The 21,838-nt window shown below is 34.2% G+C and carries 21 protein-coding genes; 13 read left to right on the plus strand and 8 right to left on the minus strand.

Annotated elements, in window-relative coordinates; genetic code table 11:
* Window positions 1–114 precede the first annotated feature (114 nt).
* The 6 genes from IV513_RS02375 (at window position 115) to IV513_RS02400 (ending at window position 6,578) form a co-directional block, all read left to right on the plus strand.
* Window positions 115–2,730: a valine--tRNA ligase gene (locus IV513_RS02375; RefSeq protein WP_209388914.1), complete on the plus strand. Its 2,616-nt coding sequence runs from the start codon at window positions 115–117 to the stop codon at window positions 2,728–2,730.
* Between the two features lie 83 nt (window positions 2,731–2,813).
* Window positions 2,814–3,455, plus strand: a complete 642-nt coding sequence (locus IV513_RS02380) for a DUF4241 domain-containing protein (RefSeq protein WP_209388915.1) — start codon at window positions 2,814–2,816, stop codon at window positions 3,453–3,455.
* A 47-nt stretch (window positions 3,456–3,502) separates the two neighbouring features.
* Entirely contained in the window at window positions 3,503–4,390 is an 888-nt protein-coding gene (locus tag IV513_RS02385) for a ribokinase (protein WP_209388916.1), read from the plus strand.
* Window positions 4,391–4,480: 90 nt separating this feature from the next.
* On the plus strand, window positions 4,481–5,323 hold the full coding sequence (locus IV513_RS02390; protein WP_209388935.1) for an alpha/beta hydrolase: 843 nt from the start codon (window positions 4,481–4,483) through the stop codon (window positions 5,321–5,323).
* Complete coding sequence (locus tag IV513_RS02395) at window positions 5,320–5,964, plus strand: HD domain-containing protein (protein WP_209388917.1); 645 nt, start codon at window positions 5,320–5,322, stop codon at window positions 5,962–5,964. The genes IV513_RS02390 and IV513_RS02395 overlap by 4 nt, the downstream gene beginning before the upstream one ends.
* Before the next feature lie 23 nt (window positions 5,965–5,987).
* Window positions 5,988–6,578 (plus strand): hypothetical protein, encoded by a 591-nt coding sequence (locus tag IV513_RS02400; RefSeq protein ID WP_209388918.1) that lies wholly within the window; start codon window positions 5,988–5,990, stop codon window positions 6,576–6,578.
* On the opposite strand, the gene IV513_RS02405 is transcribed toward IV513_RS02400, so the two are convergent.
* The 7 genes from IV513_RS02405 to IV513_RS02435 all read right to left on the minus strand — a co-directional run bounded on the left by IV513_RS02405 (window position 6,575) and on the right by IV513_RS02435 (window position 12,678).
* Window positions 6,575–7,465, minus strand: coding sequence for a DUF72 domain-containing protein (locus IV513_RS02405; RefSeq protein WP_209388919.1), 891 nt, complete (start codon window positions 7,463–7,465; stop codon window positions 6,575–6,577). The two genes, IV513_RS02400 and IV513_RS02405, sit on opposite strands and share 4 nt — an antisense overlap.
* An 86-nt stretch (window positions 7,466–7,551) precedes the next feature.
* Complete coding sequence (locus IV513_RS02410) at window positions 7,552–7,752, minus strand: helix-turn-helix transcriptional regulator (protein ID WP_209388920.1); 201 nt, start codon at window positions 7,750–7,752, stop codon at window positions 7,552–7,554.
* Window positions 7,749–8,198, minus strand: coding sequence for a hypothetical protein (locus IV513_RS02415; protein WP_209388921.1), 450 nt, complete (start codon window positions 8,196–8,198; stop codon window positions 7,749–7,751). The genes IV513_RS02410 and IV513_RS02415 overlap by 4 nt, the downstream gene beginning before the upstream one ends.
* A gap of 112 nt (window positions 8,199–8,310) precedes the next feature.
* Window positions 8,311–8,916 (minus strand): hypothetical protein, encoded by a 606-nt coding sequence (locus IV513_RS02420; protein WP_209388922.1) that lies wholly within the window; start codon window positions 8,914–8,916, stop codon window positions 8,311–8,313.
* A gap of 122 nt (window positions 8,917–9,038) precedes the next feature.
* Entirely contained in the window at window positions 9,039–10,697 is a 1,659-nt protein-coding gene (locus IV513_RS02425) for a ribonucleoside-diphosphate reductase subunit alpha (RefSeq protein WP_209388923.1), read from the minus strand.
* Between the two features lie 412 nt (window positions 10,698–11,109).
* A complete protein-coding gene (locus IV513_RS02430; RefSeq protein ID WP_209388924.1) occupies window positions 11,110–11,406 on the minus strand; it encodes a hypothetical protein in 297 nt (98 codons plus the stop codon).
* A gap of 297 nt (window positions 11,407–11,703) precedes the next feature.
* Entirely contained in the window at window positions 11,704–12,678 is a 975-nt protein-coding gene (locus IV513_RS02435; RefSeq protein WP_034674474.1) for a ribonucleotide-diphosphate reductase subunit beta, read from the minus strand.
* Window positions 12,679–13,101: 423 nt separating this feature from the next.
* Here IV513_RS02435 and IV513_RS02440 point away from each other — a divergent pair, with 423 nt between their 5' ends.
* The 5 genes from IV513_RS02440 (at window position 13,102) to IV513_RS02460 (ending at window position 19,200) form a co-directional block, all read left to right on the plus strand.
* Complete coding sequence (locus IV513_RS02440) at window positions 13,102–13,791, plus strand: ABC transporter ATP-binding protein (protein WP_209388925.1); 690 nt, start codon at window positions 13,102–13,104, stop codon at window positions 13,789–13,791.
* 149 nt (window positions 13,792–13,940) lie between these two features.
* The gene (locus tag IV513_RS02445) at window positions 13,941–15,170 is read left to right on the plus strand and encodes an ABC transporter permease (protein ID WP_209388926.1); all 1,230 of its coding nucleotides are present in this window, start codon (window positions 13,941–13,943) and stop codon (window positions 15,168–15,170) included.
* Between the two features lie 112 nt (window positions 15,171–15,282).
* Window positions 15,283–16,554: an ABC transporter permease gene (locus tag IV513_RS02450; protein ID WP_209388927.1), complete on the plus strand. Its 1,272-nt coding sequence runs from the start codon at window positions 15,283–15,285 to the stop codon at window positions 16,552–16,554.
* Between the two features lie 116 nt (window positions 16,555–16,670).
* Complete coding sequence (locus tag IV513_RS02455; RefSeq protein WP_209388928.1) at window positions 16,671–17,984, plus strand: hypothetical protein; 1,314 nt, start codon at window positions 16,671–16,673, stop codon at window positions 17,982–17,984.
* A gap of 19 nt (window positions 17,985–18,003) precedes the next feature.
* Window positions 18,004–19,200, plus strand: a complete 1,197-nt coding sequence (locus IV513_RS02460) for an efflux RND transporter periplasmic adaptor subunit (protein WP_209388929.1) — start codon at window positions 18,004–18,006, stop codon at window positions 19,198–19,200.
* 95 nt (window positions 19,201–19,295) lie between these two features.
* Here IV513_RS02460 and IV513_RS02465 read toward each other — a convergent pair whose 3' ends face one another.
* Window positions 19,296–19,589 carry a hypothetical protein gene (locus tag IV513_RS02465; RefSeq protein WP_209388930.1) on the minus strand — a complete coding sequence of 98 codons (294 nt, stop codon included), beginning with the start codon at window positions 19,587–19,589 and terminating at the stop codon, window positions 19,296–19,298.
* Between the two features lie 247 nt (window positions 19,590–19,836).
* Between IV513_RS02465 and glyA the strand changes: the two genes are divergently transcribed.
* A complete protein-coding gene (gene glyA, locus IV513_RS02470) occupies window positions 19,837–21,102 on the plus strand; it encodes a serine hydroxymethyltransferase (protein WP_209388931.1) in 1,266 nt (421 codons plus the stop codon).
* A gap of 97 nt (window positions 21,103–21,199) precedes the next feature.
* Window positions 21,200–21,667 (plus strand): regulatory protein RecX, encoded by a 468-nt coding sequence (locus IV513_RS02475; protein ID WP_209388932.1) that lies wholly within the window; start codon window positions 21,200–21,202, stop codon window positions 21,665–21,667.
* Window positions 21,668–21,838: the final 171 nt, after the last annotated feature.

The following is a 21,838-nucleotide window of genomic DNA, read 5'->3' on the forward strand; positions in this document are numbered from 1 at the left end:
ATACGTTGTTAGATAAATTTTGAAGAACAAAGTTAAAAATTATTTTAATTAGTGCTTAGATTTTTTTACTTTAAACTATTTTTGCAAATTGTAAGATAAAGAAATTATAATTCTATGCAGATTTCAGAAAAATATAATCCACAGGAAGCAGAACAGAAATGGTATAAATATTGGCTGGAAAATAAATTTTTCCACTCAGAACCCAACGAAAAGCCACCTTACACCATCGTCATCCCTCCGCCAAACGTTACGGGGATTTTGCACATGGGGCATATGTTGAATAATACCATTCAGGATGTTTTGGTTCGCCGTGCGAGAATGCAGGGCTTTAACGCCTGTTGGGTTCCGGGAACAGATCACGCATCCATTGCCACCGAAGCTAAAGTGGTAGCAAAACTGAAGTCTGAAGGAATTAATAAATCTGATATTACCAGAGAAGAATTCTTAAAACACGCTTGGGAATGGACGGATAAATACGGAGGAACCATTCTCGAACAGCTTAAAAAACTAGGATGTTCCTGCGATTGGGACAGAACACGTTTTACCATGGAGCCAAAATTATCTCAACAGGTAATTAAATCTTTTGTTGATTTATACAATAAAGGATTAATTTACCGAGGCTACAGAATGGTAAACTGGGATCCGGAGGCAAAAACCAATATTTCAGATGAAGAGGTAATCTTTAAAGAGCAAAACGGAAAATTATATTTCCTAAAATATAAAATTGAAGGTTCAGAGGAATTCCTTTCCGTAGCGACCACACGTCCTGAAACGATTTTCGGGGATACTGCGATTTGCATCAATCCTATTGATGAGCGATATGCCCATTTAAAAGGTAAAAGAGTAATCGTACCTATTGTTGATAGGGTAATTCCGATTATCGAAGACGAATATGTGGATATAGAATTCGGTACAGGTGCTTTGAAGATTACTCCCGCTCATGATATTAATGACTATGAAATTGGGCAGAAGCATCATCTTTCAATGATTGATTCTTTGGATGACGATGGTAATTTGAATGAGCATGGTCTGCATTACGCCGGAAAAAACAGGTTTGACGTAAGAAAACAGATTGCGAAAGAATTAGAAGAAAAAGATCTTTTGTTGAAAGCAGAAGATTATGTCAATAAAGTAGGAACTTCAGAAAGAACAGGTGCGGTGATTGAGCCTAAAGTTTCCGTACAGTGGTTCTTAAAAATGTCTGAAATTGCAAAACCTGCTTTGGATGTGGTAATGGATGATGAGGTAAAATTCTATCCTGAAAAATTCAAAAATACCTATAAGCACTGGATGGAAAACATCCGTGATTGGAATATTTCCCGCCAGCTTTGGTGGGGACAGCAAATTCCTGCCTATTACTACGGTGATGGAGAAAATGATTTTGTAGTAGCTGAAAATATTGACGATGCCGTAAAATTGGCACAGGAAAAGACTTCCAACTTCCAACTTCAGGCTTCTGACTTGAAACAGGACGAAGATGCCCTTGATACCTGGTTCTCATCATGGCTGTGGCCAATGTCGGTTTTTGATGGACTTCTTGATCCTGAAAATAAAGATATCAATTATTATTACCCGACTTCAGATTTGGTAACCGGCCCGGATATTATCTTTTTCTGGGTAGCAAGAATGATTATGGCTGGTTTGGAGTACAGGAAAGAAGTTCCTTTCAAAAATGTTTATTTTACAGGAATTGTAAGAGATAAACAGAGAAGAAAAATGTCTAAATCTTTAGGGAATTCTCCCGATCCGTTGGAATTGATGGATAAATACGGAGCAGACGGCGTTCGTGTAGGTATTTTATTGAGTTCTGCAGCCGGAAATGATCTCCTTTTTGATGAAGATTTAATGCTTCAGGGAAGAAATTTCATGTCTAAAATCTGGAGTGCATTCCGTCTGATTAATATGTGGAATCATGAAGATAAGCCGGCAAATTCAACAGAAATTCAGGCAATTGAATGGTTTGAGCATAAATTAAATAAAACAATAGCCGAAATTAACGATCAGTTTGAGAAATTCAGAATTTCTGATGCTTTACACTTAATTTATAAGCTGATTTGGGATGATTTCTGCTCTTGGTATTTAGAAGCAATTAAGCCCAATTACGGAGAAGGAATTTCTAAGGAAGTATACTATAAAACGGTTGCTCTTTTTGAAGAATTAATGAAGCTTCTGCATCCTTTTATGCCTTTCCTTACGGAAGAATTGTGGCAGACTATTTCAGAAAGAAATATTGAAGATGCTTTAATTATCGCTCAGCAGAAAAAAGCAGAAGCATTTAATGAAGAAATCATCAAAAACTTCGAGACTGCCTCTGAAATTATTTCCGGAGTTAGAAATTACAGACAGACTAAAGGAATTTCGCCAAGAGAAAATGCCGAAATCTATACCAATGCTTCAGAATTTGCCAACGAATCTGTTATTAAAAAACTGGCTAACGTTTCTGAAATTCATTTCGGAACCAAAACAGATAAGCCAAGCTTTACATTTTTGGTAGGATCAACAGAAATTTCTATTCCGTTAAGCGAAAACTTAGATTTGGGTGAAGAAAAAGCAAAAACAGAAGAAGAATTGAAATATCTAAAAGGGTTTTTGATTTCTGTAGATAAAAAATTATCCAACGAAAAATTTGTTGCCAATGCAAAACCTGAAGTGGTAGAAGTAGAGCGTAAAAAACAAAAAGATGCTCTCGATAAAATTGCAATTCTGGAAGAGAAGCTAAAAACATTGTAGGATGTCGGAAGCCGAGTGTGGGATAGTTTTTAAATCACAATCAAACATTCGGTTTCCATCATCAAACACTCAGTATAAAAATAATGACACACATAGAAAACATAGAAAAACTATTCTCAAAAAACTTCGTAGAAAGCCCGTTGCTGGAAAGTTTTGAAATAGGAAAAATATATATATCGAGCGGTAAGCTCGTGGCGTGCGATCCTGTTCTTACCAATAATATGAAACCTTTCAGTACAGTTTTCCCTAAAGGTGAATTTCAGGTTTTACTGCATAAAGAAAGAGAGAGCAATTGTGTTGCATATGCAGAAATTGTCTTTAATGATTCTGAAGTTGTAAAGTGGGAAATGGCGGTTACCAAAGGTCAAAATATTAAAGATCTTTCCGGTGAGGAAGTTTTTGGATATCCTGTAGAAAGTGGAATGGGATGTTTTATGGATTTTCAGACGCAGGAAAAGCTCAGTATTTTAGAAATGAAACTTTTTCAGAGAAAAGGTGACGATTTTATGGGAATCTATGCAGAGTTTTTTCATGAATATTTTTTTGATGAACGGGGAGCAATCGATCAGTTTGCTTTCGTAAAGCCTGATGAAGATCATCCGGGAAATATTTGTGCTTTCGAAACAGGCTATGGAGGAGGTTTTTATGCCAGTTACATCGCTTTCGATAAAGATAAAAATCCTGTAAAAATAATTACTGAATTTATAGAAATTTTGGTAAGCTAAAAATACTTACATTTAAAAATTAAATTCAGAAGATAAGATTTAGTACCATGAAAATTTCATCAGAAAATCCCAAAATAGCTGTTGTAGGAAGCTGTTCCCTCGATTTGGTTTTGTATACAGATAAAATTCCTGCCGGAAACGAAACTGTATTAGCTCATCATTCTGAGAATTTTTTTGGAGGGAAAGGAGCCAATCAGGCAGTTGGAACCGCAAGATTGGGTGCTAATGTTTATTTCGTAGGTTGTGTAGGGATGGATCCTCTCGGACAACAGATTTTGCGTAATTTGGTAGATGAAAATGTAAATGTAGGATATGTCTCCGAAACCGATAAAGATTCTACCGGAATTGCTTATGTAACCAACTGCAATGGTACTTTTTCAATTGTTGTAGATCCGGCTGCGAATAAATATCTCAATATTAAAACTGTTCAAAATGCCGAAAAATATATTGTTGCTTCAGACTTGGTATTGCTACAGCTGGAAATTCCGATTGAAGTAGTAGAGTTTACCGTAAAAATGGTGAAATCTCATGGTAAAAAAGTCGGTTTATATGCTTCGCCCGGGAAAAAACTGAGTGAAGAAATCCTAAACTCTGTAGATTTTATTATTACTAAATCTAATGACCTTTCAACTATTTTTGGTGAAGGAGAAAGAGAAAAAATATTAGAAAAATACTTCAATAAGTTGTTTGTAAGAGACGAAACCAATTCTACTTTATACTTCGATGGTACAGAAATGAAATATTACCGTAATGAAAACGAAAGCATGATTTATAAAATGGGAATGGGCGATGCTTTTACATCAGGCTTTTCTGTGGCTTTGTGCCATAAAAACAGCATTGAAGATTGTGTGAAATTTGGTAATCTGGTTTCTTCCAAAGTTTCTATGGGAAAAGGTGCACAGACTTCTCTTCCTTATCTTAAGGATGTCTTGTAATCTTTATTTGATGCATAGAAAAATCAATGAAATTATCTTATTTTTAAAACTAAATATTCCACATTTACTGTGGATTTTTTTATTTCTGCAATGCAACAAATTACTCTTAAAACAGCTCAAAATATTACCCTGACTGCACATCTTTTTCAACCTGAAAAGTTTAATGGGCAGATTTTCGTGATTAATTCTGCAACTGGTGTTAAACAACAGATCTATTTTGCATTTGCAGGTTTTTTAAAAGATCATGGGATTACTGTAATTACCTATGATTATTTTGGAATAGGCTTATCTAAACCTCAGAATATTAAAAAATGTAATGCATCTATGAGATCTTGGGGAAATTCCGATTTTAAGGCGGTTACAGATTATGTGAAAACTAATTTTGGCAGTTATAAAAAAATCTGTCTTGGTCATTCGGTGGGTGCGTTATTGTTGGGAATGAACAATGATTCTGGAATTTTTGATGAATTTATTTTTGTTGGAACTCAAAATGCTTTTGTTGGAAATCTAAGGTGGAAAATAAAGATGGAAGCGTATCTGGGATTCGGAATATTGCAGCCATTATTTACTTCTTTATTGGGATATTTTCCTGCAAATTGGTTCGGGTTGGGAGAAAGTTTGCCTAGAAATTGTGCATACGATTGGAGAACCTTAATTTTGAACCATAAATCTACCAATAAACTGTTGGAGAAAATACAAAACTATTCTAATGCTTTAACACAGAAGGTATTAATAATTTATGCTGAAGATGATGATTGGCTTACAGAAAAGGGCGTAAAAACTCTTTTGCAAAATACTTACCCCAATTTACAGCCGGAATATCGGTTTTTAAAAAAACAAGAATCGGATAAGGGAGAAATCGGTCATATTAACTTTTTCAGAAGCTATAATAAAAAACTGTGGAATATTATTTTAAAAAAGATTGAAGAATGAGCGATATTATAAACAATACTATTGATTTTGTAAAAGATAAGCTAAATGGTGCAGAAGCAGGTCACGACTGGTTTCATATAGAAAGAGTATGGAAACTCTCCCAAAAAATTGCTAAAACCGAGAATTGCCAACATGAAGTGGTAGAACTTGCTGCTTTGCTTCATGATATTGCAGATCCTAAGTTTCATGACGGAGATGAAACCTTAGCTTTAAAAATTTCCAGAGACTTTTTAGAAAGTCAGAATGTTGAAGAAGAAATTATTAATCAGGTTTTATTTATCATTCAGAATATTTCTTTTAAAAATAGGGGGGAAGCTCCTGAAATTCTTCCTATTGAACTGAAAATCGTGCAAGATGCAGACAGAATAGATGCAATTGGTGCAATAGGAGTTGCGAGAACGTTTAATTTCGGAGGTTTTAAAAATAATTTGATGTATCATCCCGATATTGCTCCAAAACTGAACATGTCTAAGGAAGAATACAAGAAATCTAACGGAACAACCATTAATCATTTCTACGAAAAACTGTTGCTGTTAAAAGATTTAATGAATACCAGAGAAGGAAAAAAAATAGCCGAAGAAAGACATCAGTTTATGCTGACTTTCCTCGACCAGTTTTATAAAGAGTGGAATGTTGACTAGGAAATTTCTATTATCTTTGCCAAATGGGATTTATCATTTTTGTTATTTTTCTTAGCCTTATTTTTTCGCTTTTTCTATCCAAAGTAAAAAGAGGAATTGTCGGGAAATATGCCAAAATTTTTAGATTTGCGAGTGTCATATTTTCGATTTCTATTTTCAGTTATTGGTTTGTAAAGAAGTCTTCTATAGGTATTGTGAATGATTCTGTTTCTTTGCAGGTCATCAACAAGCTTCCGCAACCGTTAGATTTTTATGTGATTAATGTAAATAATCTAGATCCGAATCTTCCGATGGAAACGAAACACATAGGAAAAATTCGTCCGGAATTTTATAGAATTGAGCATCTTAAGATGAATAAGTCCGATGAATATTGGATTGCAGGTTATTTAGGAAAGAAAAATCTTGTATACTTTTCTCAACAGGCTTTACCTAATAAAAACATGGATCAGATTGTGGAGGTTCAGAATTATATCAACCAAAGCGAAAAGCTTTCATCTATAGCTAAAAAAGAAGTAGAAGCCTACAATTACGAAAATATGCAATTGGGAATTTGGGTAACGCTGTGTTTCCTTTTGATATTCTTGAATTTAGGGTTGTTATTTAGGAAAAATTAAAATAATGTAGGCGGATTTTCCTGAGCCATTTTGGGTACAGTAAGATCGGTTTGCCATTCTTTATTCATTTTTTCGATAAAGTAAGCGGATAAAAGTGGTGAAGCCTTTTCAATATTCTGGTGAACAAAAAAATAGAGATTTTGTAATCCTTCTTTTTTCCATTGTGTTAGATGATTCAACCAATCATTCAGTCTGTCATAATCGCTTTCTGCATTCGCTCCCACATATCTTATAAATGCGTTGGGTGTGGTAAGCCTCATGTGGAGCATATCGCGTCTTCCCGCCGTGTCTACAATAATATTGGTGATATTATTATCTTCAAATAGCTGACAGGTTTTTTCTAAAATCTCTTCATCCGTAAACCATTCTGTATTTCTGAGTTCTATGGCTAGAGGAACTTCTTTGGGCCATTTAATTACAAATTGCTCCAGTCTTTCGTAATCTTTAGGTTTGAAGTTATCATGAAGCTGAAGAAAAACCATTCCTAACTTTTCTTCAAAATTCAGAACAGCAGTTGCAAATTGAGTAACCACATCATCAATATTCAAAAGTCTTCTGAAATGAGAAACGGTATTGGTGATTTTTGGGAAAAATTTAAAATCTTTCGGAGTTTTATCCTTCCATGTCTGTACCTGTTCTTCAGAAGGCATTCCATAGAAAGTAGCATTGAGCTCAATAGAATTAAACTGTGTAGCATAATAAGAGAGTTCATCTTTTGTGCCTTTCGGATAAAAACCTTTTAAGTCTGTTTTATTCCATTTTGCACATCCAATTGAAATGTTTTCCAGACCTTTTTTGTTTTGTTTTAAAATCTCTTTGGTTCTTGGATGATCTTTTGGTAACGTAAAATTTATATTGGAAGGATCTTCTACTTGTCCGAATTTCATTATGCTAAATTTTGATATATGATTAGTAAAAGTAAGGAAATTTATAATGATAACTTCCTTTCTCATCTCTTAATGATTAAATGTATCTAATCTTCATCTTCCAGCACAAAAATATCTTCCACTTTTTTGGTGAAATATTTTGCAATCTTTAAAGCTAAAACCGTTGAGGGAACATATTTTCCTGCTTCCATAGCATTAATGGTTTGTCTGGAAACTCCAATCGCTTTGGCTAAATCTTCCTGAGTGATACTTTTTAAAGCACGTTCTATTTTAATGGTGTTTTTCATTTTTTAAGCAGTAAATAATTAAATCTGAAAATATATAAAACCAATGGTAAGAACATGGTAAAAATCATTATAGTAAAAAACAGCGTTCCGAAAACGGTTAAAAACAGAATTAAAACAATAGAGTAGGACACAATCAAACTCCAAAAAACCGATTTTAATCTTAAACTTGAAATATACTCATCTTCAATTTTTTCTTTCGAAAAACCTACGAGTATTCCTCCAATAATAATAAGTACACCAAATAAATTCGGAAATAAATCAATTTCGGCAGTTTGGAAAAAGCCTTTCGCTTCGGAACCAAAAAATCCTGAATTATAAACTACAGGCAAAGAAATTTGAACATCTATAACTCCCGAGAGAGAAATTGCTCCCAAAATTAATGATGGGACGAAAATAAACCAACCAAGAGTTTTTAATCGGTTGGGTAAAAGTTGTAAAGTATTCATATCAGTAAATTTTAATGATACAAATGTAAAAAATATTTTACAATATGTAAAGTTTGTTTTACTTTTTTTTTAAAAAAATCTTTACTGAAACTTTTTTTTAGAAAAAACGGCACTAATACTTTTCTTTTGCAGTATTAAGAACTGTTTCCCAAATGTACTCTCCTCTAAATATTTTATAGTGTCCATCAGAAAAAATTACAATTGCAGAATTACAGGGATATTTCATTCTAAAAAATAAATTTTCTATAGTTCCTGATGTATCATCCACCCAATTAGCTTTCTTTAGCCTGTTTTTTAGTCCATTTTTTTCTCGATAAACGAAATATAGATTTGAATTGATGCTTTTAAATTTACGGGTATATGTCTTTATATCATCAATTACATACGGATTAGTATCAGAATGTTCATTGCATTTATCTAAACCTTGATAATAATTAATCACAATATTTTTAGTATTTTTTTCGGGGATATTTAAGCGTTTTTTTACAATATTAAGATTAGGAGTGGTTAGTTTCCCATTTCCTTCATGTTCTACGCGTACTTTATACAGAACAGAATCTGTTTCAATGTTTTGAAAACGGTAATTTTTATTGCGTTTATTATATTCATCTTTAGAAATTTCTTCAAGATTATCGTTGATATAAATTTCTTTCTTCTGTGAAAATAAAATTTGATGTGCGGCAATTGCGAATAAGAGAATTATTATTTTTTTCATCATTTTCAAATTTATAAAAAACTTCAAAATGTTTCTTGATTAAAATAAAAAACCGCAGAAAAAATCTGCGGTTTAAAATATTTTCAATAAGTGGTCGACTTACTTTGTTTTATATTTGATGAAGATTAAGCTTCACAAGCCGAACAAGTCACAAAATTAACCATCATTTCTTTAGAAACAGAAGAACTTCTTTGGTAATACAGAGTTTTCACGCCTTTTTTCCAAGCTTCTATGTAAAGATAATTTACATCTTTTACAGGCATTGTGGAAGGAATCTGCAAGTTCAGAGACTGAGCCTGATCAATGTATTGCTGTCTTTGTGCAGCCTGCGAAATAATCTCCATCGGAGAAATTTCTTTAAACGTTTTGAAAACAGCTTTTTCTTCGTCAGTAAGTTCAGCCAAGTGCTGTACAGATCCATGATTCAACATGATGGTTCTCCATGTTTCTTCATTGTCTAGACCTTTTTCTTCCAGTAATTTAGCCAGATATTTATTCTTACGCATAAAGTTTCCTTTGGCTAAACCTGCTTTATAATAATTGGAAGCAAACGGCTCAATTCCCGGAGAAGTCTGTCCTAAAATAGCAGAACTGGAAGTAGTAGGAGCGATTGCCATTGTAGTTGTATTACGGATTCCATATCCTTTCAGCAGTTCTGGTTCTCCATAGATATTGGCGAGCTCTCTCGTTGCCTGATCTGCCTGTTCCTTAATGCGTCTGAATGCTCTTGCGTTAAACTGCGTAGCTTCAAAACTCTCAAAAGGAATCATATTTTTCTGAAGATAAGAGTGATATCCTAAAACTCCTAAACCAAGTGCTCTGTGTCGCATTGCAAAATTTCTTGCTCCTTGAAGATAATAGTTTCCTTCAGTTTTCTCTATAAATTCAGATAAAACGGCGTCTAGAAAATAAATAGCAAGTTTAACGGCATCGGTGTCTTTCCATTCATCAAAAAGTTCCAGATTCATAGAAGAAAGGCAGCAAATGAACGATTCTTCTCTTGTAGAAGGAAGCATAATCTCCGAACAAAGATTACTTGCATTGACTGTTAATCCCAAATCTTTATAAACCTGAGGTTTGTTTCTGTTCACGTTATCGGTAAAGAAAATATAAGGAAGCCCTTTTTGCTGACGGCTTTCCAAAACTCTTGCCCAGACTTTACGTTTTTCCATATCGCCGTCTATCATATCCTGCATCCAGTAATCTGGTACACAAACTCCCGTAAAAAGGTTCTGAATTGGACTTCCGATGTCTTTTATGGATAAAAATTCTTCAATATCTCCGTGGTCAATATCCAGATAAGCGGCAAAAGCACCTCTTCTTACGCCTCCCTGAGAAACTACATCCATTGCAGTATCGAAAAGCTTCATGAAAGAAACTGCTCCTGAAGATTTTCCGTTGTCGGTTACGGCAGTTCCTCTGTTACGAAGTTCCCCGAAATATCCTGACGTTCCACCTCCGATTTTCGTCTGCATAATTACTTCGCCCATTTTATGGGTAATTCCTTCAATACTATCGGGAATATGAACGTTGAAACAAGAGATTGGAAGACCTCTCTGTGTTCCCATATTTGCCCAAACCGGAGAAGAAAAACTGATCCATCCTTTGGTAATCATTTCTTTGAAAGCAGGCTGCAATTCAGGTTTGTATAATCTTTTTGCGGCTGCAGTGGTAATTCTGTCAATCGCTCCGTCTACAGTTTCTCCTTTCAAAAGGTAACCTCTGTTCAGCATTTGCTCAGATTCTTCGTTGAGCCACCAGATATTTGTATTTTGTTCTTCCATGTTTTTTATATTGTAAAATGTACGTTGTACATTGATTTTTTATTTTTTTAGGAGCTTCACGTTTTGTGTTTCTCCTCACTTTTCTACCTGCTTTCGCTACTCGCTTTTTTCTTTTGCAAAGAAAAAGAGCTCATACATGCCGCTCAATCAGGGCTAATACGACGTTTTTGTTATCTTTACTTCTGAATACTCTCATTGTGGGTAAGGAGTAAACTTTTTAAGTTTTGGCTAAAGCCCGTTTGTATTGAGTTTTCTAATCAAACCTAACGGGTTTTCAAAACCCGTTAGGTTTTTTATAATGATGTATTTTTTGTAAGATAAACATCGCAATCATTCGTATGTAAACTCCAATATTCTATTTCAGCGTTATATCTGTCATACTAATTGTTTTGGTGCTCGCTCCACTTTTTATTTATTCAGTCCCGACAGACTGTAAAATTTCTACTTTATGAGAATCATTCAATCCGCTTTCGTCTCTTAATCTTTGAAACTCTTTGAAAGACGGAACATTTAAAATCATATTCTGTACTTCTTCGTTTTCATAATTTGAAAAATGAACAAACGTAACACCATCTTCTTTTACAAAAACTTTATACTCAAATTTTGACTGGTCTAAAGTTTTAAAATCATTCAAAAATTTCTGAATGTTGCTCTTGTTTTCAGAAACAAATTCAGGTTTTACGGTATAAGTTACAATTACATTAATCATATTTTCTCTTTTATTATTTATAATGATGCAATTGTAAACGCTTTAAATTAAGTCATTAATTGAATTTTACAAAATATTTCGTTTGAGATACTTTGTGAATCTTTAGTTTGTGCTCAGAATGAAATAGCTATACTAGCTGTTTCGACGCTCGCTTCGCTCGCGCCCCGACTTGAGTGGAGCTCTTTTTTCTGAAAATCAGAAAAAAAGCGGGAACGGAAGGCGGATTAAGGCGCCCAAATTCTAAACTACCCCGTCAAAAATTCTCTGAATTTTCGACACCCCTTCAAAGAAGGGGAATTAAAATAAATCGTTCGCTGTGATAGACTTGTCGTGTTTGGTATAATCTACCGGTCTTTTTGCAAAGAAATCATCCATAGAATTAGCGAAAACTTCTTCTTCAAACCACATCAACGGACGGTATTGTTCAGGAGAAATATTATATCTCGGAGCCATGTTGATTTTCTTCAAACTGTCGTCTACACGGTACTTCATAAAATTGATAAGATCTTCTTTTGAGAATTTATCAAGTTCGCCCAATTCGAAAATCCAGCTTAGGATTTCGCCTTCCAATTCTACAGACTGATCTACCAAAGTATAAATATCTTCTATATCGGAATCTGTAAGAAGATCCGGCTGCTCCTCACGAATTTTATTGATAAGGTAAATGCCTCCGTTGGCATGAATCTGCTCGTCAACAGAAGTCCAGGCAATAATGTTGGAAACGTTTTTCATATATCCTTTAAATCTTGTGAAAGAAAGAATAATGGCAAACTGAGAAAATAAAGACACATTTTCTATAAGAATACTGAACAGCAAAAGAGAAGAAACATACTCTTTCGGCGTTGCAGAATTGGCATGCTTTAAAACATTAGATAAAAATTCTATTCTTTTTTTAAGAGCAGGAACTTCTACAACATGGGTAAATTCTTCGTTATAACCCAATACTTCCAATAATCTGGAATAAGCTTCCGAATGGCGGAATTCGCATTCTGCAAATGTTGCTCCCAAGCCATTAAGCTCAGGTTTTGGAAGATGATTGTAAAGGTTTCCCCAAAAAGATTTTACAGAAACTTCGATCTGTGCAATAGCCAAAAGTGCATTTTTAACCGCATTTTTTTCGTGAGGTTCCAACTGAGAATGGAAATCCTGAACATCGGCAGTAAAATCTACTTCAGAATGTACCCAAAAAGATTTGTTGATGGCTTCTACAAACTGTAGAACCTCAGGATACTCAAATGGCTTATAACTAACTCTTTTGTCGAAAATTCCCATATCAAAAAATTAATGTTTTATACTTACTAAATCGTTGGTGACGAATGTCTGGATGTCTGTAATTTTGAATATGTTTCTGTTTTTCTGCACTTTACAGTTTATAAACAGTTCGGTTTATTCACACTACAAACTCCCACAAAGTTAGAAAATGAAGCTCTATTTTGAAAGAGCAAAAGACTAATCGGCTGACTTTTAACCCTAAAAGTTTTCCACATTTACATGAAACTCCCTTGTGTATTGAATCACAGCGATTTAATATCTTAAAATGAATATAAACTAAGGTTTTTAGTTAAACGATTTTTTATAAAACGTTGAATTTTAATAATTTATGTGTTAAACAACGTTAATATAAAAGAAATTTTAAATATTGTAACAAATGTAATCTTATGACTACTTATTGAAAATAAAAAACAGCTTTGCTTAATGTTAGTAATCCAGGATTTACATAAGTCATACGATACGGGAAAGAGTAAATTGCACGTTCTCAAAGGGATTAACCTCAATATTTCCGAGGGTGAATTTGTCTCCATTATGGGAAGTTCGGGTTCGGGGAAGTCTACTTTGCTGAATATTATCGGGATTTTAGATGAAAAAGATTCGGGCATTTATGAACTGGACGGAATTCCTATCGAACACCTCAATGAAGTAAAAGCTGCAGAATATCGGTCCAGATTTTTAGGATTTGTTTTTCAGTCATTTAATCTCATTGGTTACAAAACAGCGGTAGAAAATGTGGCATTGCCTCTGTATTACCAAAATGTTCCCAGAAAAGAAAGAAATCAAAAAGCTTTGGAGTATCTGGAAAAAGTAGGGTTGGGGCAATGGGCAAATCATCTCCCAAATGAGCTTTCGGGTGGACAGAAGCAGAGAGTTGCCATTGCAAGAGCCCTCATTACAGATCCGAAAGTAGTTCTTGCCGATGAACCTACCGGCGCTTTGGATTCTAAAACGACACATGATATTATGAAGCTTCTGCAAGATATTAATAATGAAGGGAAAACGATCATTGTAGTTACACACGAGCCGGATGTAGCTGCACAGACCAAGCGAAACGTTGTGCTTCGTGACGGGATTATCGAAAGCGATGAGTTCATTGAGCAGATTGTTTTGTAGCTGGAAGAAGGTGTTGGAAGCTGAAAGTTTTATGTTTTCATAACTTTCAGAATTAGGCAAGATAACAAAAGCTTATTGTAAAATTAAAAAAAATCGGCGGTAAGATTGGAGGGCTACCATCATCCAGTTTCCCGCTTCAAACTAAAATTATGTTCGACCTAGACAGATGGCAGGAAATCTTCAGTTCTATCCGCAGTAATATTTTGCGGACGGTACTTTCCGGGTTTACTGTAGCATTGGGACTTTACATTTTTATTGTACTTTTTGGTATTGGAAATGGTCTTCAGAATGCATTTCAGCAAGGTTTTACGCGGGATGCTCAAAATCTTATTTCCATTTTTACAGGGCGTACCAACGTTGCCTATGGAGGTTTGCAGGCAAACAGAGATATTACCTTAAATAATGCAGATTATGATGCTATTGTAGGTTCTCAACCTGAAAATGTACAGTATTCTACTCCGAGATATTCTACCAATTTTTTAGTGAAATACGGAAAAGAAAGCGGTAATTACCAAATTTCCGGAGCGAATGATGAAGAGTCTTTTATTGAAAACCAAAAACTGATGAATGGAAGATTTATCTCCAAACGAGATATTGAAAACAATCAGTATGTAGCGGTAATCGGAAGAATGGTTCAGCGGGATTTGATAAAGAATGGAGATCCTATAGGGAAAGAGCTCAATATTAATGGAAGTATTTTTAAGGTAATTGGCGTTTTTGCAGATGACGGAGGCGACTGGGATGAAAGAATGATTAGTTTGCCGGTTTCCACTTTACAGCAGATAAAAAAAGGTTCGGACACAATAAGCAGTGTTTATATAGCTTATAACGAAAATATGAAGCCTGAACAGGCAATAGAATATGGCAATCATCTTGAAAAAGAGCTGAAAGCCAGAAAAAAAGTTTCTCCCGATGACGAAAACGCGGTAATCGTGAATAACAAGGCAAAAGGACTGCAAGATTCTTTTACATTTTTATTTGTAATTACTATGATTGTAGGTTTTATCGGTTTAGGAACTTTATTGGCAGGAATTATCGGAATCAGCAATATTATGGTCTATATAGTAAAAGAAAGGACCAAAGAAATTGGGGTAAGAAAAGCCATTGGAGCAAAACCAAGAAGTATTGTAGGTCTTATAATGCAGGAAAGTATTGTCATTACGGTAGTTTCCGGATTCATAGGGGTAGGAATTGGTGTTTTAACCCTCAAACTGATTGGAAGCAGTCTCGAAAAATATTTTATTAAAGATCCAAGTGTAGGTTGGGGATTAATTTTTGCGGCATTTATCTGCTTGGTGATTTCTGGGCTTATCGCAGGGTTTATTCCGGCTTACAGAGCATCGAGAATTAGACCTATTGAAGCATTGAGAACGGAATAATTTTGTATAAAAATGAAGCAAATTGAGTTCTTTTAAGCTATTGAATTTCATAGTTTATCAGATGAAAACTCAGATTGTAATTAAAATTTAAAAAACATATAACTCGAAAAAAGTGAACATCTTATTCAGAAAAGATACATGGCAGGAAATTTATTATTCCCTCAAAAATAATAAACTCCGAACCTTTCTTACGATGATTGGCGTAGGATGGGGTATGTTTTTGTATGTGAGTCTTTTGGGAGCTGCAAAAGGTATGGAGAATGGTTTCGATAAGCTTTTTTCGGGCTTCGCTACCAATTCTATTTTTCTTTGGGCTCAGAACACTTCTATTCCGTACGATGGTTTTCCGAAAGGACGGCAGGTTTCGCTTCATTTGCCGGATATGGGTTTGCTCGAAAGAAAAATTCATCAGATAGATTATATTTCTCCGCAAAATTCGCGAGGAAGTTTTGGCAATCCGGGTGAACGTATGAGCAGAAACGGAAAAACCGCAGTTTATACCTTAACGGGCGATTATCCTGTGGGAAATAAAATATCAGAAAAGAAACTGATTTTCGGAAGATATCTTAATGATGCAGATATTTCCGGGAATAAAAATGTGGTTGTAATCGGAGAAGGAATTTACAAGAATTTTTTTGATGCCAATAAAAATGAAAATCCAATCGGGCAGTCCATCAACATCAAAGGAATTTTTTTTAACATCATCGGTGTTTATAAAGTTGGAAGAGCAGGAGGCCCTAATAATAACGATACCACCGCTTTTATCCCGCTTTCTACTTTCACGAAAATGTTTAATGACGGCGATCGTGTAGATTTTTTCGCTATTGTAAGCAAGCCCGATGCAGATTTAACGGTAGTAGAAAATCAGGTTAAAGACGAACTGAAAAGTAAAAACCATGTTTCTCCTGAAGATACCAATGCTTTCGGCACATTCAATCTTGGGAAAATGTTCGAAAAAATGACCGGTTTTCTTACCGGGATGCAGCTTTTAACCATCATTGTAGGAACGTTAACGATTATTGCGGGCGTTATTGCTATTTCAAATATATTGCTCATCACGGTAAAAGAACGTACCAAAGAAATCGGAATTCGCCGTGCTTTGGGTGCAAAACCTTCTGAAGTAAGAAACCAGATTTTGCTGGAAAGTGTAGTTATTACACTGGCTTCAGGACTTATTGGCTTTATGTTCGGAATTATTTTGCTGATGATTATAGATATTCTCACTAAAAATCAGGATACATTTCCATTTTATAATCCTACCGTAAATTATGGTGATGTATTTTCTGCAATGGGAGTAATGATTTTGCTTGGGTTGATTATCGGGATGATTCCTGCACAGAGAGCCGTGAAAATAAAGCCTATAGAAGCATTAAGAAGCGAATAGATATGATGAAAAAGCATTTTTTTCTGTTGATATTCTTTTGTTTTAGCTTTGCTAATGCACAGAAAAGAGATTTTTTCATTTTTAAAGAAAGTGAAGTGTACAGTCTGTTCAATTTTATGGAAACAGCAGCAAAAAAACATTCGACTTCCTCCAATTACAGAAATTATATTGAGTCTAAATTATCCGATAATCAGGATTTTCAGAAACTTATTAATGATTTTAAAACTTTAGATTTTAATGAAGGCATCGTAATAGAAGATTACCCGAAAGGTAGAAATTACCGCAAAAGTTATTTAACTTTATTGGTAACACAGTCTTTAAAATCTAAGGATTTGAATGATTTTAACGAAAGAATTACCGGGCTTCTTCCTGTGAATGAGCAGATAAAAATGATGAATGTCTTAAAAGATGCTCAGCCTTACTTCAGGAAGTACGTCTGGAATGACAGCGAATTAAAAATAAAAAAACAGATTGCAGAACTCAAAAAGTTTAAAGATTTAAGTTCGGAGATGTTTATAAAATTCAACAAATTTTATCAGTCTTCGTGGGATCGCGAAATTCCTTTTTATGTTACCCTTTATCCTATTCCGGGAAAAACGGGAAGTACAATGTCTACACCGCATGGGAATGCTCTGTGCATAGGAACATTAACGGATGCCGATGATATTGAAGGTACTTTAAGCGTTACAATGCACGAGATGTGTCATATTTTATACGCAGAACAAAATATTGATGTACAGAAGATTCAGGAAAAGTATTTTGCAGAAAATCCTTCGAAATATTCTCAACTGGCGTATTCTTACTTTAATGAAGCCGTGGCAACAGCTTTAGGAAATGGTTATGCAGGGAAAATTTTGAATAAAGGTGTTTTAGATAAAAGTGAGTGGTACAATAATCCGATAATTAATCTTTTCGCCAAAGCAATTTATCCGATGACGGAAAAATACCTGAACAGCAATAAAAGCATGGATGAAAATTATATTGATGAAGCTATCAGAATATTCGGAGATACTTTTCCGGATTCTATTTATGAATACAATCAAAATTTTAACACGGTAAATATTTATACCGATGATATAGACGGAAATTATATTTTCGATAACTTTTTCGAATATTTTAATGCCAATAATGTCGGAGTTTCCAGTCCGTTGAAAAATATTTCCCAAAGCTCAAAGCTTTTGGAAGATAGCTCTTCTTTCATTATTATTTTAGATAAAAATCAGAAAGAATATCTGGATGAGCTTAAAACGGTTTTCCCTGAAATTGAAAATACAAACTATAATCGCAATATTCAGAATATAAGTTTTCTGGATTCTAAAGGCAGAATGATGGTATTGCTTTTCATTAATAAAAAAGAAGACCTGAAACAGGCAATGGAAAAGCTTTCAAAACATCAAAAAATAGATCAACGTAACCCTGTTCAATATTAAAAAATAAAGATATATATATATGAAAAAGAAGTTTACCTGGAAAAAAGCAATTTACATTTTGCTTGCCCTTATTTTTGCAGTTGCATTATTTTCCGGAATCAGCTATCTCGTAAAATCCAACTCTAAAGAAAGTGTAAGTTTTCTTACCCGCAAGCCAACCGTACAAAATATGGAAGATAAGGTAATGGCTACCGGAAAAATTATTCCTAAAGAAGAGATAGAAATAAAACCGAATATTGCAGGTATTATAGAGAAAATTCTGGTAGATGAAGGCGACCGTGTAGAAGCAGGACAGCTTATTGCTACGGTGAGAATTGTTCCGAATATTGCAGAGGTAAATAACGCTCAGCAAAATGTTCAGAATGCACAATTGCAGATAAGCAATGCCAAGATGAATGTTTCTAATGTTCAAACTCAGTTTACCATGTCCGAAAAGCTTTTTAAACAAGGTGTTATTTCAAAACAGGAGTATTTAACTGCTCAGCAACAATTGTTTGCACAGCAGCAGGCTCTTAAAAATGCCAATCAGCAACTTTTAACGGCTCAAAAAGCATTACAGATAGCAAAAACAGGGGCTACTCCCGATTTACAAAATCTTGCAACCACTCAAATTCGTTCTAAAGCGGCAGGAACTGTTCTTGAAGTGCCTGTAAAAGTTGGTAGCCAGGTAATTGAAGCCAACTCCTTCAATGCAGGAACTACTATTTGTTCGATTGCGGATCTTAATTCTTTGATTTTTCAGGGAGAAATTGATGAAGCTCAAGCCGGAAAACTAAAGCAGGGAATGAATATGAATATAGTAATAGGAGCACTTCAGAACAAATCTTTTCCCGGAACTCTTACCATGATTGCTCCTAAAGGGAAAGATAATAACGGAACGATTAAATTTCCGGTAGAAGGCGATGTAAAAAACCCTAATAATGAATACATAAGAGCGGGATTTTCTGCCAATGGAGAAATTGTTTTAAGTTCTCAGAAAAATGCCCTTCTTTTGGATGAATCTCTCGTTCAGTACGAAAAAAATAATGGGAAAGATCAGCCTTTCGTAGAAGTAAAACAAAAGGATGGAAAATTCAAAAAAGTATATGTAAAATTGGGAGCAAGTGATGGGATTAATGTGCAGGTACTTTCCGGTATCGACAAAAATGCTGAGGTAAAAGTCTGGAATCCATCAGACAAAGATAAAGAAGAATTGAAAGAGAAATCTGCTAAATAATCTTTATTAACGATTGGTTTAAAGCGATTTATAAAATAAAAAATCCGTCTCACATAAAATTGAGACGGATTTTTTTAAGAAAACCTGTTTTAAAATCAACTTAAAAACTTAATTTCTTTGTCTTTGAATTTGTTGGTAGTTACCAGTTTATTCATTGTTTTCAGCATCTTTTTACGAAGTTTTGCCAGTTTACGAACGTTTTTATCTTCGCTGTAATCAAAAATATTGTCTTCGAAGCTAAAAGTATCTCCGTCTTTAAATTCTATTTTGTTTTTTTTCATTTCCCCGAACAACATTAGATTAGTCATGCTTTCTAATACGTAATGTTCGGTGTTTTCTAAAGATTTTAAGGTGTTTACCAACTGTTTTTTATACTTTTTCTTGCCCATGGTTCAGATTTTTTTCTTTTAGATTAATGCAAATATAAATTTTTATTAATAGGTTTTTAAAATTGTTCAAAATTTGTTCCTGTTCTTCATGTTTTTAAGTTAGAGTGTTCATGTTAAGAAAAAAATTATTTTAAAAGTATATAAAATTTCCCAAGAAAAATCAATTGCAAATTATAAGCTGATTGATAATAAATAATCCTCGGAAATTCCGTAATTTTGGACTTGAAAATTTTAAATCTAAAAGTAAATGGACATTATTTTTGACCTTATCGAAAAAGAAAAAGCGAGACAATCTCATGGATTAGAGCTGATTGCTTCAGAAAATTTTGTTTCTGAAAATGTAATGAAAGCTATGGGAAGTGTTCTTACAAACAAATATGCAGAAGGATATCCCGGAAAAAGATATTACGGAGGTTGTGAAGTAATAGATGAGGTTGAAACTTTGGCTATTGACAGAGCTAAACAGCTTTTTGGTATAGATTACGTGAATGTACAGCCGCATTCTGGTTCTCAGGCAAATGCTGCCATTTATCTTGCGGTTTTAAAACCTGGAGATAAAATTATGGGTATGGATCTTTCTATGGGAGGTCACCTTACTCATGGTTCTGCTGTAAATTTTTCGGGAATTCAGTATGATGTGGTTTCTTATGGAGTTCAGCAGGAAACCGGTCTTATTGATTACGACCAAATGAGAGAAGTTGCGTTAAGAGAAAAACCAAAAATGCTTATTGCAGGATTCTCGGCGTATTCCAGAGATTTAGATTATGCTAAATTCAGAGAAGTTGCAGACGAAATTGGGGCAACACTTTGGGCGGATATTGCACACCCTGCAGGTTTAATTGCCAAAGGACTTTTAAATAATCCGTTCGAACACTGTCATGTTGTTACCACAACAACTCACAAAACATTGAGAGGTCCACGTGGTGGAATGATTATGATGGGCAAAGATTTTGAAAATACTTACGGACACAAAACGCCAAAAGGAGAAACTAAAATGATGAGCCAGGTTCTGGACGGAGCAGTATTTCCAGGAATTCAGGGAGGTCCTTTAGAGCATGTAATTGGAGCTAAAGCCGTGGCTTTTGGAGAAGCTATCGACGATAAATTCTTAACTTATGCAAAACAAGTAAAAGCTAATGCACAAGCATTGGCAAAAGCTATGATTTCTAATGGTTTTGATATTGTAAGTGGTGGAACAGATAATCATTTAATGCTTATTGACCTTAGAAATAAAGGTGTGAACGGTAAAGAAACCGAAAAAGCGTTGGTTAAAGCAGAGATTACTTGTAATAAAAATATGGTTCCGTTTGATGATAAATCACCTTTTACTACTTCCGGGATCCGTTTGGGAACTGCGGCAATTACCACCAGAGGTTTAAAGGAAAATGATATGGAAACTATTGCCGGACTTATTTCTGAAGTTGTAGATAATATTAAAAATGAAGAAGTTTTATCTTCAGTAGGAAAAAAAGTTAACGAATTAATGGAAGGAAAAGCTTTGTTCAATTATTAGTGATTGTTTTTTTAGCTTTTTAATATAAAAACAAATTGAGGTGCAATTATTTTGCGCCTCATTGTTTTATAATTCAATATCAATTTTAATAAAAAAGATGAATTCAGATAAAAAGTTGTTTACGTATGAAGAAATAAAGCAAAAGCTTGTAAATTATTGTGTTTATCAGGATCGCTGTCATGCAGAAGTAGAACAGAAAATGCGCGAATTTGTTTTAATACCCGAAGCTAGAGATGAAATTCTCTTATATCTTATGAGAGAAAATTATTTGAATGAAGAACGATTTACCCGAAGTTATATACGAGGGAAGTTTTACATTAAAAATTGGGGTAGAACTAAGATAAAACTCAGCCTAAAACAAAAAGGGATTACCGAAAAATTAATCTCTTCCTGCTGGGATGAAATAGATGAAATAGATTACGAAAAAATAATCAAAAAGATTTACGAAAATTATGATCGTAAATTGTTTGGATTGAAAGAATATCAAAAAAAACAAAAAACTATTAAACATTTACTAAGTAAAGGCTTTGAATATGATGTGATTTTACGAATATTTGAAAATTAACATATATGTAATTTTAACATTCATTAATATTATTTAAAAAAAGTTTAGATTTGTCAGACGAAAAAAAAAATAATTTGATTATCCGTTTTTAATCATAACCCTGTAATGTTAGCAATAATAAGCCTTTCAAAGAGGCTATCTCCAAAATATCTTCGATTTAGCTTGTAGATG

The organism is Chryseobacterium sp. RR2-3-20, assembly GCF_017808115.1.
GTDB lineage: Bacteria > Bacteroidota > Bacteroidia > Flavobacteriales > Weeksellaceae > Chryseobacterium > Chryseobacterium oryzae.